Raw genomic sequence first — 14,156 nt, 5'->3', positions numbered from 1 at the left:
ATCTTGCAGGGCTCGATCCTGCACGACAGGATCGGACGTCACGGGAAAGGGTCGCGATGAACGCGCATGCTGAGCCGCCGGTCGTGGGATCGACGCACGGGGAGCGGCTCGACCGGCTCGCCACCGTGGCCGTCCGGGTCGGCCTCAACCTTCAGCCCGGGCAGGAACTGGTCCTGACCGCGCCGCTCGAGGCGTTGCCGCTGGCCCGCGCCATCACGGCGGAGGCCTACCGGACCGGCGCCTCCCTGGTGACCACGCTGCTCGGCGACGACGTCGCGACGCTCGCGCGCTTCGCGCATGCCCCCGACGCCGCCTTCGACAAAGCCGCCGGCTGGCTCTATTCGGGCATGGCGGAGGCCTACCGCAACGGCGCCGCCCGCCTCGCGATCAGCGGCGACGACCCGTCGCTGCTCTCGGCGCAGAACCCGGAGAAGGTCGCCCGCGCCAACCGGTCGCGCTCCAAGGCCTACGTGCCGGCGCTGGAACTGATCGCCAACTTCGCCACCAACTGGACCATCGTCTCGGCGGCGACCCCGGCCTGGGCGCGCACCGTGTTCCCCGACCTCCCCGAGGCGGAGGCCGTCGCCCGGCTCTGGGACGCGGTGTTTTCCGCCTCCCGCGTCGACGGCCCGGACCCGGTCGCCGCCTGGAGCGCGCACAACGCCCACCTCCACGCGCGCAAGGACTTGCTGAACGGCCACCGCTTCTCGGCGATCCGCTTCCGCGGGCCCGGCACCGACCTCACCGTGGGGCTGGCCGACGACCACGAATGGTGCGGCGGCGCCGCGACCTCGCGCAGCGGCATCACCTGCAACGCCAACATCCCGACGGAAGAGGTCTTCACCACGCCGCACCGGGCACGCGTCGACGGCCACGTCACCAGCACCAAGCCGCTGTCGTACCAGGGCACGCTGATCGAGGGCATCCAGGTGCGCTTCGCCGAAGGCCGCATCGTCGAGTCGGCGGCGAGCCGCGGCGGCGACGTGCTTGCCCGGGTGCTGGACACCGACGAGGGCGCCCGCCGCCTCGGCGAGGTCGCGCTGGTGCCGGCCTCCTCGGCGATCTCGGCCTCCGGGCTCTTGTTCTACAACACGCTCTACGACGAGAACGCCGCGAGCCACATCGCGCTCGGCCAGGCCTACTCGAAGTGCTTCGTGGGCGGCGGCGCGGACTTCTCCGAGGACGACCTTGCGGCCCGCGGCGCCAACCGCAGCCTGATCCACATCGACTGGATGATCGGCTCGGGCGAGGTCGACGTGGACGGCGTCGGCGCCGACGGGCTGTCGGTGCCGGTGATGCGCCAGGGCGAGTGGGCCTGACGGCCAAGTCCGATCCGTCACGGCGCGGGATGCACGGCCGAAAAAAACCGATTAAGACGGCGCCATGGCAGCACATTCCCCGGCCGGACACCCCCATCGCGACGCAAGCGGCCGCCCGCTCGTCGCCGTCACCGGGCTCGGCATCGTCTCCTCCCTCGGGCACGGCCAGGACGCGACCTGGACCGCCCTGACGCAGGGGCGATCCGGCATCCACGCGATCGCGCGCTTCCCCACCGACGGCCTGCGCACCCGCATCGCCGGCACGGTCGACTTCCTCGACACCGACCCGCTGGTCGCCCCCGCCCTGTCCGAGCGCTTCGCCCGCGTGGCGGCCGAGGAGGCGGTGGCGCAGGCTGGCCTCGGCTCGGCCGGCGACTTCCCCGGCGCGCTGTTCATCGCGGTGCCGCCGGTCGAGATGGAGTGGCCGCAGCGCAAGGCCCTGGCGGAGGCCTGCGGCGGCGAGGGGCCGGTGACCTATGCCGGCCTGCAGCAGGCGGCGGCGTCCCGCAGCTTCGACGCGTGGCACGACCTCTTCATCTTCGGCACGGTGGCCGACCGCATCGCCGAGCGCTTCGGCACCAAGGGCTCGCCGATCTCGCTCTCCACCGCCTGCTCGTCGGGCGCCACCGCGATCCAACTCGGCGTCGAGGCGATCCGCCGCGGCGAGATGCAGGCGGCGCTCTGCATCGGCACCGACGGGTCGGTGAACCCGGAATCGCTGATCCGCTTCTCGCTGCTCTCGGCGCTCTCGACCCAGAACGATCCGCCGGAGACGGCCTCGAAGCCGTTCTCGAAGAACCGCGACGGCTTCGTCATGGGCGAAGGCGCGGCGGCCCTGGTCCTGGAGGACGCGGCCTCGGCCGTGGCGCGCGGCGCGAAGATCCTCGGCTACGTCCTCGGCTGCGGCGAGAAGGGCGACGGCTTCCATCGCACCCGCTCCAGCCCCGACGGCGCGCCGATCATCGCGGCGATCCGCGCCAGCCTCGACGACGCCGGGATCGGGCCGGAGGCGATCGACACCGTCAACGCCCACGGCACCTCGACGCCCGAGAACGACCGCATGGAGGCGATGGGCCTGATGGCGGTGTTCGGGGAGGGCGCGGCGCGCATCCCCGTCACCTCGAACAAGTCGATGCTCGGCCACACCCTGACCGCCGCGGGCGCGATCGAGGCCGTGATCTCGCTGCTGACGATCCGGCACGGGCGCATCCCGCCGACGATCAACTACACCGTGCCGGACCCGGCGATCCCCCTCGACATCGTGACCGCGGCGCGCGACGTGCCGGTCTCCCGCGTGCTCTCGAACTCGTTCGGCTTCGGCGGGCAGAACACCTGCCTCGTGCTCGGCTCCGAGCCCGCATGACCGCGGAAGCCAACGCGGAACGCCGCGTCCTCGTCACCGGCGGCGCCTCGGGGCTCGGCGCGGCGATCGTGCGGGCGGTCGCCGCCGCCGGCCACGGGGTCGACTTCACCTACCGCGCCTCCCAGGCACCGGCCGAGGCGCTGCTCGCCGAGTTGCGCGAGCGCCATCCGGACGCGCGCTTCAAGGCGGTTTCGCTCGATCTCGCCGACCGCGGCGCCCTCGACGCCTTCTGCGAGGCGGCCGAGGCGGAGAGCTATTACGGCTTCGTGCACAATGCCGGCCAATCCTACGACGCGCTCGCCGCGATGCTCGACCAGGACCGGGCCGAGGCGCTGATGCAGGTCAACTTCTTCTCGCTGACGCGGATCGCCAAGAGCCTCGTGCGCGGCATGACCCGCGCGCGCGCCGGGCGCATCGTGGCGATCGGCTCGGTGGCGGCACTCCGCGCCAACACCGGCAACGCGGCCTACGCCGCGACCAAGGGCGCGCTGATCGCCTATTGCCGGACGCTCGCGATCGAGTCGGCCAAGCGTGGCGTCACCGTCAACGTCATCGCGCCGGGCTTCATCGACACGCCGATGATGGCCGGCTACGCCGCCCACCGCGCCGGCATGGAGCGCCAGATCCCCGCCGGCCGCTTCGCCGACCCGGCCGAGGTGGCGGCGCTCGCGGCGTTCCTCTTGGCCGGCCCCGCCGCCTACGTCACCGGCGCGGTCCTGCCGGTCGACGGCGGCCTGACGGCGATGATGGGCGTCCACCGCTGACCATGCGCGCGTCCCGCCTCGTCCCGGCCGCCCTCGCCGGCCTGCTGCTCAGCTTCAGCACGGGTGCCGTGCGGGCCGATCCGGTCCCCTACCGCGTCGACGGCCTGCCGCGGGGCGAGACGCTGAGCATCCGCGCCGAGCCAGACCCCTCCGCCGAGGTGGTCGGCGAGATCCGCGCCCGCGCGCTGGTCGCCGGCTGCACCAACGACACGCCGAGCCGCACCACGTGGTGCCGGGTCAAGGTCGGCCGGACCGTGGGCTGGGCGCGGCGACGCTATCTCGCGCCGGAATAAACCCGGCTTGATGCTCCGGCGCGAAACGCCGTGCTAAACCCAACCCCGCGCCCTCATCCTGAGGTGCCGGAGCGAAGCGGAGGCCTCGAAGGAGGCAACCGGGGATCGTTTCGCTCTCCGGAGGGCTTCTTCGAGGCCCGCCGACGCGGGCGCCTCAGGATGAGGGCGTGAATGGGATCGGCCGAGATCCGGATGGGGTCGGCCCAGCGTGTGAAAGTCATCCGATGCAAGCCCTGCAACTCTTCGGCGACCGCGACCTGCGCCTGACCGAGGTCGAGGCGCCCCTTCCCCCCGGCCCCGGCGAGGTCCGGGTCCGCGTCCGCGCGGTCGGCCTGAACTTCATCGACGTCTGGGGCTTTCGCGGCATGGCCTTCGCCAAGCGGCGCCTGCCGCTGACCGTCGGCGCGGAGGCCGCGGGCGAAATCGCCGAGATCGGCGAGGGGGTCGAGGGGCTCGAGGCCGGCGACAAGGTCGCGCTCTACGGCGCCATGACCTGCGGCCGATGCCGCGCCTGCCGAGAGGGTCGCGACAACCTCTGCGAGGATGTCGGCGGGGTGATGGGCTTCCACATCGACGGCTTCGCCCGCGAGTTCGTCACCATGCCGGCCCGGCTCGTGGTGAAGGTGCCCGACGCGGTCAGCCTCACCGACGCGGCCTGCGCCGGCATCGCCTTCGGCACGGTTCAGCACATGCTGTTCGACAACGCCAAGCTGGAGCCGGGCGAGAGCATCCTGGTCCATGCCGGCGGCTCGGGGATCGGCACCGCGGCGATCCGCATGGCCAAGGCGATCGGCTGCACCGTCTACACGACGGTGGGCGACGACGAGAAGGGCGCCAAGGCCGCCGAGCTCGGCGCCGACCACGTCGTCAACTACCGCACCGAACGCTTCGAGGGGGAGGTCCGCCGCCTGACCAAGCGCAAGGGAGTGGACGTGGTGTTCGAGCATGTCGGACCCGACACCTGGAACGGCTCGCTGCTCTGCCTCAAGCGCGGCGGCCGCCTCGTCACCTGCGGCTCGACCTCCGGCGTCTCGACCACCATGAATTTGATGCAGCTGTTCCAGCAGCAATACCGCATCACCGGCTCGTTCGGCTGCCGGCTCGCCAACATCGCGCAATCGCTGGACAAGATGGCGGCCGGCATCCGGCCCGTCGTCGACACGGTCTATCCTCTGGCGGACTTCGCACAGGGGCTCGAACGGCTGGAATCGCGCAAGGTCTTCGGCAAGATCCTGGTGAGCTTCTGACGCCCTCCCCTCTCGCGACGAAATGATCTAAGCCCGCAAAATCTCCCGCTGGCGTTTCGTTCCGCGGCGCCTCCCGCCCTCCCCGCCTCGACGGGACGGCCCGCACCCAAGAGTGACCCGTTGCTGCGCCTCGCCCTGACCCTGAAGCGCAACCTGCCGCGGCTCGCAGGCTTCGCGATGCTGCCGTTGATCCGCACGGTGTTCTGGCTGTCGCGCATCCTCGGTCCCGAGCGGGCGGGCGACGCCGGCGGCGCGCTGCTGCGCGCGATCGGGCCGTGGCTGCCTTCTCACCGGACCGCGCTCGCGAACCTGCGCGCCGCCTTCCCCGCCGCGTCCGAGGCCGAGATCCGAGGCATCGCGCGCTCCGCCTGGGACAACCTCGGCCGCACCGGCGCCGAATACGCCCACCTCGACACGCTGTTCGACTTCGACCCCGCCGACCCGGCGACCCAGCGCATGCAGGTCGAGGGCCTGGAGCACTTCCTGGCGTTGCGCGACGACGGCCAGCCGGGCCTGGTGTTCTCGGCGCATCTGGCGAACTGGGAGCTGCCGGCGATCTGCGCGGCGAAGTTCGATCTCGAGACCACGGCGGTGTTCCGCGCGCCGAACAATCCGGCCGCCGCCCGGCTGGTGCAGGAGGTGCGGCGCAAGACCATGGGGGGCTTGGCCGCCTCCGGCCCCGGCGGCGCCTTCGCGATGCAGGGCGTGGTCGAGCGCGGCGGCCATCTCGGTCAGCTGATCGACCAGCACTTCACCCGGGGCGTCGTGGTGTCGTTCTTCGGGCGCCCCTGCCTCGCGAACCCGCTGCTCGCCAAGCTCGCCCGCCATTACGATTGCCCGGTCCACGGCTCGCGGGTGGTGCGGCTCCCGAACGGCCGCTTCCGGCTCGAGCTGACCCCGCCCCTCGACCTGCCCCGCGACGCGGACGGGGCCATCGAGATCGCCGGCGCGATGCAGGCGATGACCACAATCGTCGAGGGCTGGGTGCGCGAAAATCCCGGCCAGTGGCTGTGGATGCATCGGCGCTGGCGCCCGAACATGCTGCCGAAGCCGCGCGTTCGGTCGGGCGGCGGGTCTCAAGCCAACGTGATTTCCCAGCCGGCGTCCGGTGCGCTCTCCTGAGGCGATGACGGAGACCCGCGTCCGTTCCCATGCGCCCGCCTGGCTCCGCGCCCTCCTCGCGGCGCTGACCCTCGGCATGTCGTGCGGTCCGGCGGCGGCCGAGCCCTTGCGGGCGGTCGTCGAGCTGTTCACCAGCCAGGGATGCGCCGCCTGCCGCTCGGCGGACCCGGTGATCGGCGACCTCGCGCGCCAGCCCGGCATCCTCGCGCTCACCCTGCCGGTGACCTACTGGGACTACCTCGGCTGGAAGGACACCCTGGCCCAGCGCCCGTTCGGCGAGCGCCAGCACGGCTATTCCGGGGTCCACGGGGCGCGACAGATGTTCACGCCGCAGGCCGTCATCAACGGCTCGGCCTCGACCGTCGGCTCCGATCGGCCGGCGCTGGAAAAGCTGCTGCGCGAGTCGAGCGCCCGCGGCGGCCTCTCCGTCCCGGTCCGCGGCGAGGAGCGGGACGAGCGCATCGTGATCGAGATCGGGGCCGAGCCGGCGCCGAAGGCCGAGCTCAAGGGCGACGTCTGGCTGGTGCCGGTCCTGCGCAGCCGCCCGGTCGCGATCGGCGGCGGCGAGAACCGCGGCCGCACCGCGACCTACGTCAACGTCGTGCGCGGGATGCAGCGCCTCGGCCCCTGGACGGGCCAGGCGGTGCGGTTCGAGGTGCCCCGCGCAGCCGCCCGTGTCGGCGAGGCCGACGCCTGGGTCGTGGTGGTTCAGGGCTCGGCGGGCGGGCGCCCCGGCCGGATCTACGGCGCCGCCAAGGGGCCTGGCCTCTGAAGCAGGGCGATGGCATGTGTAATCACGCCGTCATTCCGGGGCGCCGCAGGCGAGCCCGGAATCCAGATCCGCCGATGGTGCAAAGTCCTGCGCGACCAGCGGTTCTGGATTCCGGGCTCCGCTGCGCTTCCCCGGGATGACGCGGTGCTATCAGTGAGTTTCCGAAGAGCAAATCGCCATCTGCAATCGTCCCGTTTCTACGGGTCGAGCCCTTCGGCTATGCGGCGGCGGGCGCGCAGCTTTTCCATGCGCGACACCGAGAACACCGAGGCCTCGTAGAGCAGCAGCATCGGCAGGGCGAGGGAGAGCTGCGAGATCACGTCCGGCGGCGTCAGCACGGCGGCGGCGACGAAGACCAGGACGATCGCGTAGCGCCGCTTCTCGCGCAGGAACTTGGCGTCGATGATGCCGACCTGCCCGAGCAGGGTCAGGATCACCGGAAGCTGGAAGGCGATGCCGAAGGCGAAGATCAACGTCATGATCAGCGAGAGGTACTCGTCGACCTTCGGCAGCAGCGCGATCGTCGGCTCGCCCGCGACGCCGACCTGCTGCAGCGACACCGAGAACTTGATCAGCAGCGGCATCGCCAGGAAGAACACCACCAGCGCGCCCAGGATGAAGAACACCGGCGTGGCGACGAGGTAGGGCATGAAGGCCTTGCGCTCGTTCCGGTACAGGCCCGGCGCAACGAAGGCGTAGATCTGCGTCGCGATCACCGGGAAAGCGAGGAATGCCGCGCCGAAGACGCTGAGCTTGATGTTGGTGAAGACTTGCTCGAGGAAGTGGGTCGCGATGAGCTTTGCGTTCTCGACCCCGACGATCGAGACGTAGGGGTGGACGAGGATGTTGTAGATCTCGCGCGAGAAGAAGAAGCACCCGAAGAACATCACCACGAAGGCGATCAGCGACTTGATCAGCCGCGCGCGCAATTCGATCAGGTGGTCGAGGAGCGGCGCCCGCGACGCCTCGATCTCGGCCTCGTCCGTCTGGTCGATCATCGCTTAATGGCCCGCGGCCGGTGCGGAGGGGGGCGGCCCGTGCGGCGCCGGCGCCGGATCGGGGGTCGGGCCGTAGGGGTCGTCGACGGACCCGGGAACCGGGGGCGCCGCGGGAGCGGCCGCGATCTCGGTCGCGTGCTGGGCGGTAGTCTGCGCGACAGGTTGATCGAGCGCCTTCGGCACGTCGTAGGCGCCGCCCCCGGAGGCCGGCGTCTCACTTTCGGCCGCCTTCAACTGCGCCGTCGCGTCGGCCAAGGTCGCGGCGCTCGGCTTCGGCGCACGTGCCTCGACGGCGCCCTTCAGCTCGTCGCGGATGGTCTGGACCGGGTTGAAGCCGCCACTCGCGTTGCGCACCGTGTCGCGGATGCCGTCGACCTCCTTGCGGACGTCGTCGAGCTCCGCCTCGCGGATCGCCTCGTTGAACTGCATCTGGAACTCGCCCGCCATGCGGCGGACCTTCCGCGTCACCTGGCCCACGGTGCGCAGGGCCTTCGGCAGGTCCTTCGGCCCGATGACGATGAGGGCGACGCCGCCGATCAGCATCACCTCCCCCCAGCTCATGTCCAGCATGTCGTCGACGGTCCTGCAGCCTCGGACCCGTCGCCACGGCGCCGACGGGACTCGGGAAATGAGCCGTGCACCCTCTCGGGTGCGGGCCTCCTCAGACGGGCTTGCGCTCGCCTTGCGGCAGGTGGCTCGCGGGGATCGCGGTGCCGGGGCTGGTCTCGGCCGCATGCGGGATGGTGCGGACGGGCTCGGACGGGGCCACCGGCGGCGCCGCGGCCTGCGTCGGCGTCTCGTCCTCGGCCATGCCCTTCTTGAAGGCCTTGATGCCCTTGGCGACGTCGCCCATCAGGTCCGACACCTTGCCGCGGCCGAACAGCAGCATGACGATGACGGCGACGACGACCCAGTGCCAGATACTCATGCTGCCCATGGCAACCTCCTGCGCCACGAGCCACGCATCGTTACGAGACGTGTCCGCGACGGCCCATGTCCGCGGTGGAATTTCAGCCGGAACCTAGGGACCGCGCCGGGTTAACACAAGCGGTCAATCCCGCGCGGGAGGGGCGAACCCATGCGCGGCCGGCAACGGTCAGGCGGCCTGCGCCAGAGCCGCGGCGAATTGCGCGCGGGCGAGCTGGAGGTCGAAGCCGTCGCGGCCGTGGTCGAGCCGGGCGAGCGCGGCCTCGGCGCGGCGAAGGGCGTCGCCTTCCAGCGCCGGCGTCCCCTCGGCGACGGCGCGCATCTCGTCCGCGTCGCCGTTGCAATGGAGCGCCACGTCGATGCCGGCTTCGAAGGCCGCCTCCGCCCGCGCCCTGAACGGACCGGTCAACGCGTGCATCGAGAGGTCGTCGGTCATCAGCAGGCCGTCGAAGCCGATCATGCCGCGGATCACGTCGGCGATCACGGTCCGCGACTGGGTGGCGGGCCGGTCGGGGTCGATCTGCGTGAACACCACGTGGGCGCTCATCGCCATCGGCAGGTCGGCGAGCGCGCGGAAGGGCCCGAAGTCCTGGGCGGCCAGGGATTCGAGGCTGGCCTCGACGACCGGAAGGCCGTGATGGCTGTCGCAGGCGGCGCGGCCGTGCCCGGGGATGTGCTTCATCACCGGGAGCACCCCGCCGGCCATCAGGCCCTCGGCCACCGCCCGGCCGATCTCGGCCACTTGGCTCGGCGTCGTGGCGTAGGCCCGGTCGCCGATGATGTCGTGGGCGCCGGGCTCCGGCACGTCGAGGACGGGCGCGCAGTCGACGTTGATGCCGACCTCGGAAAGGTCGTGCGCCATCAGGCGCGCGCCGAGCCGCGCCATCGCGGTCGCCGCCCCGTCGAGCCGGCGGAAGCGTCCGCCCGCCGGATAGGCCGGCCAGTGCGGCGGCCCCATGCGCTGCACCCGGCCGCCCTCCTGGTCGATCAGGATCGGCGCGTCGTCCCGGCCGATCGTCGCCCGCAGCGACGCGGTCAGCGCGCGGACCTCGTCCGGCGTGCCGATGTTGCGCTTGAACAGGATGAAGCCCCAGGGGCGCACGTCCCGGAAGAACGCGGTCTCCTCCGCCGACAGGGTCTTGCCGGCGCAGCCGAGGATGAGGGCACGGGAGGTCATCGGCGACGGTCTTCCCGGAAGGGGGGGTGAAGTTGTCAGGACCCGTGAGCGGGCGAATCCGCCGGGAAGCGTCCGACGGGACCGCCCCGCGCCGCAAGCCCGAACCGTGGCCTCGGCCGGCGGCGGGGCCGGACGGCGGAGAAGTGTTGCGGCGGCGACTCAGGCGGACCGCCGACGGGTCGGCGGCCCAAGTTGCGGTTCAGATCGCATCAGTTCTTGGCGACGAAGCATTGGCCGCCGGCGCCTTGGAGCTCGGTGCAGAGGCTGGTGGCCTCGGCCTTGGCGAGCGGCCCGACGCGGACGCGGAAGATCGTCTTGCCGTTGACCTCGGCCTGGCGGATCAGCTCCGGCTTGCCGGCGAGCTGGCCGTACTTGCCCTGCATCTCGCGGAACGCGGCCTGCGCATCCTTGGCGCTGGTGCGCACGCCGAGCTGGACCGAGAACCCGCCGACGGCGGCGGTGCTGACGGTCGCGGTCGTCGCCGGAGCCTCGACGGGGGCGGAGGCCTCCGGTGCGACGGCGGCGACGCGCTGGGGCGCCTTCGGTTTGGCCGGCTGCGGCACGACCGCAGCGGGCGTGCGCTCGGCGGCCGGCGCCTGCACGGCGGCGGGCGGCGGCTGCTGGGTCACTGTCTGGGTCGGCATCTGTGGCGTCGCCCCCGCCGCCATCCGGCCGGGCTTGGCGCGGGCGGCCGGCGCGTCGTCGCCCGGCAGCGTCATGGTCGGGACCGGCGAGATCGGTGCCGCCTCGGCTTGCGCCTCGAGCTGGGCCGCCGGGGGCGGCGTATCCGGCCGCACCACGACGGTGCGGACCTTGCGGGGCTGGCCGAACGCGTCGAACGAGGCCGAGCCCGGGGTGACGTTGGCGGTCTCGCCGCGATCCTGGCCAGAGCGCTCCTGGCCCTGCGCCGCGCGGGCGGCCTGGGCCACGTCGAGGGGCTGCTCCTCGCGGTTGACGATGCGGATCTGGCTGTCCTTGGCCTTGGGCTCGTAGATCTGGCGATTCTGGTCCGGGATCTCGACGCCGTCGGCGACCTTCGGCGCGACCTTCACCGGCGAGGTGTCGGCCTGGACCACCGGGACGCCGCCGCCGCCGCCGCCGTGCCGCAGGGTCTTGTAGGTCACCGCGCCGGTGACGGCGACGAGGACGACGGCGACGCCCGCGCCGACCTTGACCAGGCGGTTGCGCGGCTTCACCCGCTTGAGGCTGCGCTGGTCGTAGGCCTCGGCGTCTCCCGCCTCGTTCTGGTAGGCCTCGGCTTCGGCGTAGCGCGCCTGCTGCTCGGACCCGTGATCGACGGAGGCGAGGTACTGGTCGAAGGCGTCGGCCGGGGCGTTGCGCTGCGGCTCGGCGTAGGCGGCGGCCGCGGGCGCGAAGCTCGGCTCCTGGCGGCCGCGTTGGGCGGCGCCCTGCGTCTGCGCCGCCGGCTCGCGCCGGTCGTCGCGGGCGGCGAGCAGCGCGCGGAAGGGGTCGTCCTGCCCGACGATGCGGGCGAGTTCCGCCAGCGGGTCGGGCTTCTGCGCGGCCGGCTCGGCCCCACGCGGGGCCGGCGAGGGCTGCTGCAGATCGCGCGCGAAGGCGTCGAAGTCGACAGGCGCGCGCGAAGCGTTCGTCATGGCAGCATCCTCATCCTACGCCGACTTTTACGGGGGCGCACTCACCGCATCGCGTCCGGAGCGCTCACGCCGAGGACGGCGAGACCGGATGCCAAGACGCCTCGCAGCGCCTCGATCAGCGCTAGCCTCGCCCGAGTTGACTTTCGGTCGGTTGGATTAACAAACCGTAATTGCGGCAAGTCTTTGCCCTTGTTCCAGAAACTATGAAGGCTACTCGCCATCTCGTAGAGATGGAAGGCGATCCGGTGCGGCTCGTGCGCTGCGGCGGCCGCCTCCAGCACCCGCGGGTACTGCGCGATCAGCCGCAGCATCTCGGCCTCGCCCGCATCCGACAGGAGCGCGAAATCCGCGTCCGCGAGCCCGGCAGCGTCCGCGGGGTCGAAGTCGGGAAACGCCTCGCGCGCCTGCCGCTGCACCGAGCGGATGCGGGCGTGGGCGTACTGGACGTAGAAGACCGGGTTGTCCTTGGACTGCTCGACCACCTTGGCGAGGTCGAAGTCGAGGGTCGCGTCGTTCTTGCGGTAGAGCATCATGAAGCGGATCGCGTCGCGGCCGACCTCGTCGATGACCTCGCGGAGCGTCACGAACTCGCCCGAGCGTTTGCTCATCTTCACCGGCTCGCCCGCGCGCAACAGCCGCACCAGCTGGCACAGCTTCACGTCGAGGCTCGCCTTGCCGTCGGTGACGGCCTTCACCGCCGCCTGCATGCGCTTGACGTAGCCGCCGTGGTCGGCGCCGAGCACGTCGATCAGCTCGGTGGCGCCGGCGAGGTACTTGGCCTGGTGGTAGGCGATGTCGGAGGCGAAGTAGGTGTAGGAGCCGTCCGACTTCAGCAGCGGCCGGTCGGTGTCGTCGCCGAAGTCCCTCGTGCGGAACAGGGTCTGCTCGCGGTCTTCCCAATCCTCCGGCACCTGGCCCTTGGGCGGCGGCAGGCGGCCCTCGTAGACGAGCCCCTTCTCGCGCAGCTCCGCGAGCAGCGTTGCGACGGCGCCGCCGCCCTCCGCCTGCAGGGTGCGCTCGGAGAAGAACACGTCGTGGTGGATGCCGATCGCGGCCAGATCCCCGCGGATCATCTCCATCATCTTGGCGATGGCGGTCTCGCGCACCACCGGCAGCCACTCGGAGTCCGGCTTTTCGAGCAGCGCGCGGCCGTGGGTCTCGGCCAGCGCCTGCCCGACCGGCACGAGGTAGTCGCCGGGATAGAGACCCTCGGGGATCGCGCCGACCGTTTCGCCCAGCGCCTCGCGGTAGCGCAGGTAGGCGGAGCGGGCGAGCACGTCGACCTGCGCGCCCGCGTCGTTGATGTAGTACTCGCGCGTCACCTGCCGGCCGGCGGCGACCAGGAGGTTCGCCAGCGCGTCGCCGAACACCGCCCCGCGCCCGTGCCCGACATGCATCGGGCCGGTGGGGTTGGCCGAGACGTACTCGATGTTGACCGGCCCGCCGGCCATGTGCCCGCGCCCGTAGCCGGCGGGATCGGCCAGCACGCCGCGCAGCACGTCGTGGAAGACGCCCGGCGCCAGCCGCAGGTTGATGAAGCCGGGGCCGGCGACCGCGGCCTCGACCACGCGCGGGTCCTGGCGCAGCTCGGCGGCCAGCGCCTCGCCGAGCGCCTTCGGGTTGGTCTTGGCCTCCTTGGCGAGCACCAGGGCGGCGTTCGTGGCGAGGTCGCCGTGGCTCGCGTCGCGCGGCGGCTCGACCACGACCCGGGCAAGGTCGAGGCCCTCGGGAAGCGCCCCGCCGCGGACCAGCGCCTCGACGGCCTCGCGCACGCGCGCCTCGAACAGGGCGAAGATGTTCATGATCGTGGTCAACCCGCTCGCGCCGACGGCCGGACGGGCCGGCGGCGCCTCATCCCCGCGCCATAGCAAGGGGGGGCGGAGGTGTCACGGCGGAGGTGTCACGGCGAAGCGGGCCGCGTCCAGCCTTCGAGGACGCTGCGCAACGGCTCCGGCAGCGGCACCGGACGGCGGGTGGCGCGGTCGACGTAGACGTGGACGAAGAAGCCTTCCGCCGACGCCGCATCCGCGTCGCCGCGGAACAGGCCGATCTCGTAGCGCACGCTCGACCTTCCGATCCGCGCCGCGCGCACCCCTGCGGTGACGCGATCGGGGAAGGCGAGCGGCGCGTGGTAGCGGCAGCCGGTCTCGACCACGAGGCCGATCACCGGGGATCGTGCGATGTCGAGGGCGCCGGCCTCGACCAGCAGGCCGTTCACCGCCGTGTCGAAGAAGGCGTAGTAGACCACGTTGTTGACGTGCCCGTAGACGTCGTTGTCGGCCCAGCGCGTGGTGATCGGCACGTGGCGCGAGTAGGCGGCGCGGGAGCCGGCGGCCTCGCGCGGCGGGCCGGCGTTCGGGGCAAGCGTCTCGCGCATCGCGTCGTCCCTCGCGGAAGAGATCCGGAGCCCGGTCTACCAGATCGAAGACCGCGTTTCGCCGGCCCGATCCGCTGCGATTTCGCTTCCCGGCTGGGCGGATCGCGCGCATCGCCTGGGCAACCCGCGGAGATTTTGTGCAAAGGCCCGTCGGCGGTTTGACGGGCCGATTCGAGCCGCT

14 protein-coding genes are annotated in these 14,156 nt (G+C 72.0%); 7 read left to right on the top strand and 7 right to left on the bottom strand.

Annotated features, from left to right (window positions below):
• The first annotated feature begins 56 nt into the window (after positions 1-56).
• The 7 genes from FV226_RS07515 (at position 57) to FV226_RS07480 (ending at position 6,880) form a co-directional block, all read left to right on the top strand.
• Positions 57-1,319 (top strand): aminopeptidase, encoded by a 1,263-nt coding sequence (locus tag FV226_RS07515; RefSeq protein ID WP_147762410.1) that lies wholly within the window; start codon positions 57-59, stop codon positions 1,317-1,319.
• 64 nt (positions 1,320-1,383) lie between these two features.
• Positions 1,384-2,682 carry a beta-ketoacyl-ACP synthase gene (locus FV226_RS07510; RefSeq protein ID WP_147762409.1) on the top strand — a complete coding sequence of 433 codons (1,299 nt, stop codon included), beginning with the start codon at positions 1,384-1,386 and terminating at the stop codon, positions 2,680-2,682.
• Positions 2,679-3,446 carry an SDR family oxidoreductase gene (locus tag FV226_RS07505; RefSeq protein ID WP_147762408.1) on the top strand — a complete coding sequence of 256 codons (768 nt, stop codon included), beginning with the start codon at positions 2,679-2,681 and terminating at the stop codon, positions 3,444-3,446. Before FV226_RS07510 ends, FV226_RS07505 begins: the two co-directional genes overlap by 4 nt.
• A gap of 2 nt (positions 3,447-3,448) precedes the next feature.
• On the top strand, positions 3,449-3,739 hold the full coding sequence (locus tag FV226_RS07500; protein WP_147762407.1) for an SH3 domain-containing protein: 291 nt from the start codon (positions 3,449-3,451) through the stop codon (positions 3,737-3,739).
• Positions 3,740-3,963: 224 nt separating this feature from the next.
• On the top strand, positions 3,964-4,986 hold the full coding sequence (locus tag FV226_RS07490) for a zinc-binding dehydrogenase (RefSeq protein ID WP_147762406.1): 1,023 nt from the start codon (positions 3,964-3,966) through the stop codon (positions 4,984-4,986).
• Positions 4,987-5,106: 120 nt separating this feature from the next.
• A complete protein-coding gene (locus FV226_RS07485; RefSeq protein WP_147762405.1) occupies positions 5,107-6,108 on the top strand; it encodes a lipid A biosynthesis lauroyl acyltransferase in 1,002 nt (333 codons plus the stop codon).
• A 4-nt stretch (positions 6,109-6,112) separates the two neighbouring features.
• Positions 6,113-6,880, top strand: coding sequence for a DUF1223 domain-containing protein (locus FV226_RS07480; protein WP_147762404.1), 768 nt, complete (start codon positions 6,113-6,115; stop codon positions 6,878-6,880).
• A gap of 197 nt (positions 6,881-7,077) precedes the next feature.
• Here the strand turns inward: FV226_RS07480 and tatC are convergent, their stop codons facing one another.
• The 7 genes from tatC to FV226_RS07445 form a co-directional block, all read right to left on the bottom strand.
• Positions 7,078-7,878, bottom strand: coding sequence for a twin-arginine translocase subunit TatC (gene tatC, locus FV226_RS07475; RefSeq protein ID WP_147752882.1), 801 nt, complete (start codon positions 7,876-7,878; stop codon positions 7,078-7,080).
• Between the two features lie 3 nt (positions 7,879-7,881).
• On the bottom strand, positions 7,882-8,448 hold the full coding sequence (gene tatB / locus FV226_RS07470) for a Sec-independent protein translocase protein TatB (RefSeq protein ID WP_147762403.1): 567 nt from the start codon (positions 8,446-8,448) through the stop codon (positions 7,882-7,884).
• 91 nt (positions 8,449-8,539) lie between these two features.
• A complete protein-coding gene (locus FV226_RS07465; protein WP_147762402.1) occupies positions 8,540-8,815 on the bottom strand; it encodes a twin-arginine translocase TatA/TatE family subunit in 276 nt (91 codons plus the stop codon).
• A 159-nt stretch (positions 8,816-8,974) separates the two neighbouring features.
• Positions 8,975-9,982 (bottom strand): beta-N-acetylhexosaminidase, encoded by a 1,008-nt coding sequence (gene nagZ / locus FV226_RS07460; RefSeq protein WP_147762401.1) that lies wholly within the window; start codon positions 9,980-9,982, stop codon positions 8,975-8,977.
• Positions 9,983-10,191: 209 nt separating this feature from the next.
• Complete coding sequence (locus tag FV226_RS07455) at positions 10,192-11,598, bottom strand: SPOR domain-containing protein (RefSeq protein WP_147762400.1); 1,407 nt, start codon at positions 11,596-11,598, stop codon at positions 10,192-10,194.
• A 41-nt stretch (positions 11,599-11,639) separates the two neighbouring features.
• The gene (gene argS, locus FV226_RS07450) at positions 11,640-13,400 is read right to left on the bottom strand and encodes an arginine--tRNA ligase (protein WP_147762399.1); all 1,761 of its coding nucleotides are present in this window, start codon (positions 13,398-13,400) and stop codon (positions 11,640-11,642) included.
• A gap of 98 nt (positions 13,401-13,498) precedes the next feature.
• A complete protein-coding gene (locus FV226_RS07445; RefSeq protein WP_147762398.1) occupies positions 13,499-13,975 on the bottom strand; it encodes a thioesterase family protein in 477 nt (158 codons plus the stop codon).
• Positions 13,976-14,156 lie beyond the last annotated feature (181 nt).

Source organism: Methylobacterium sp. WL12 (assembly GCF_008039475.1).
GTDB classification, from domain to species: domain Bacteria; phylum Pseudomonadota; class Alphaproteobacteria; order Rhizobiales; family Beijerinckiaceae; genus Methylobacterium; species Methylobacterium cerastii.
The sequence above is the reverse complement of the archived record's forward strand: the minus strand, read 5'-3'. Positions and strand labels throughout refer to the sequence as shown.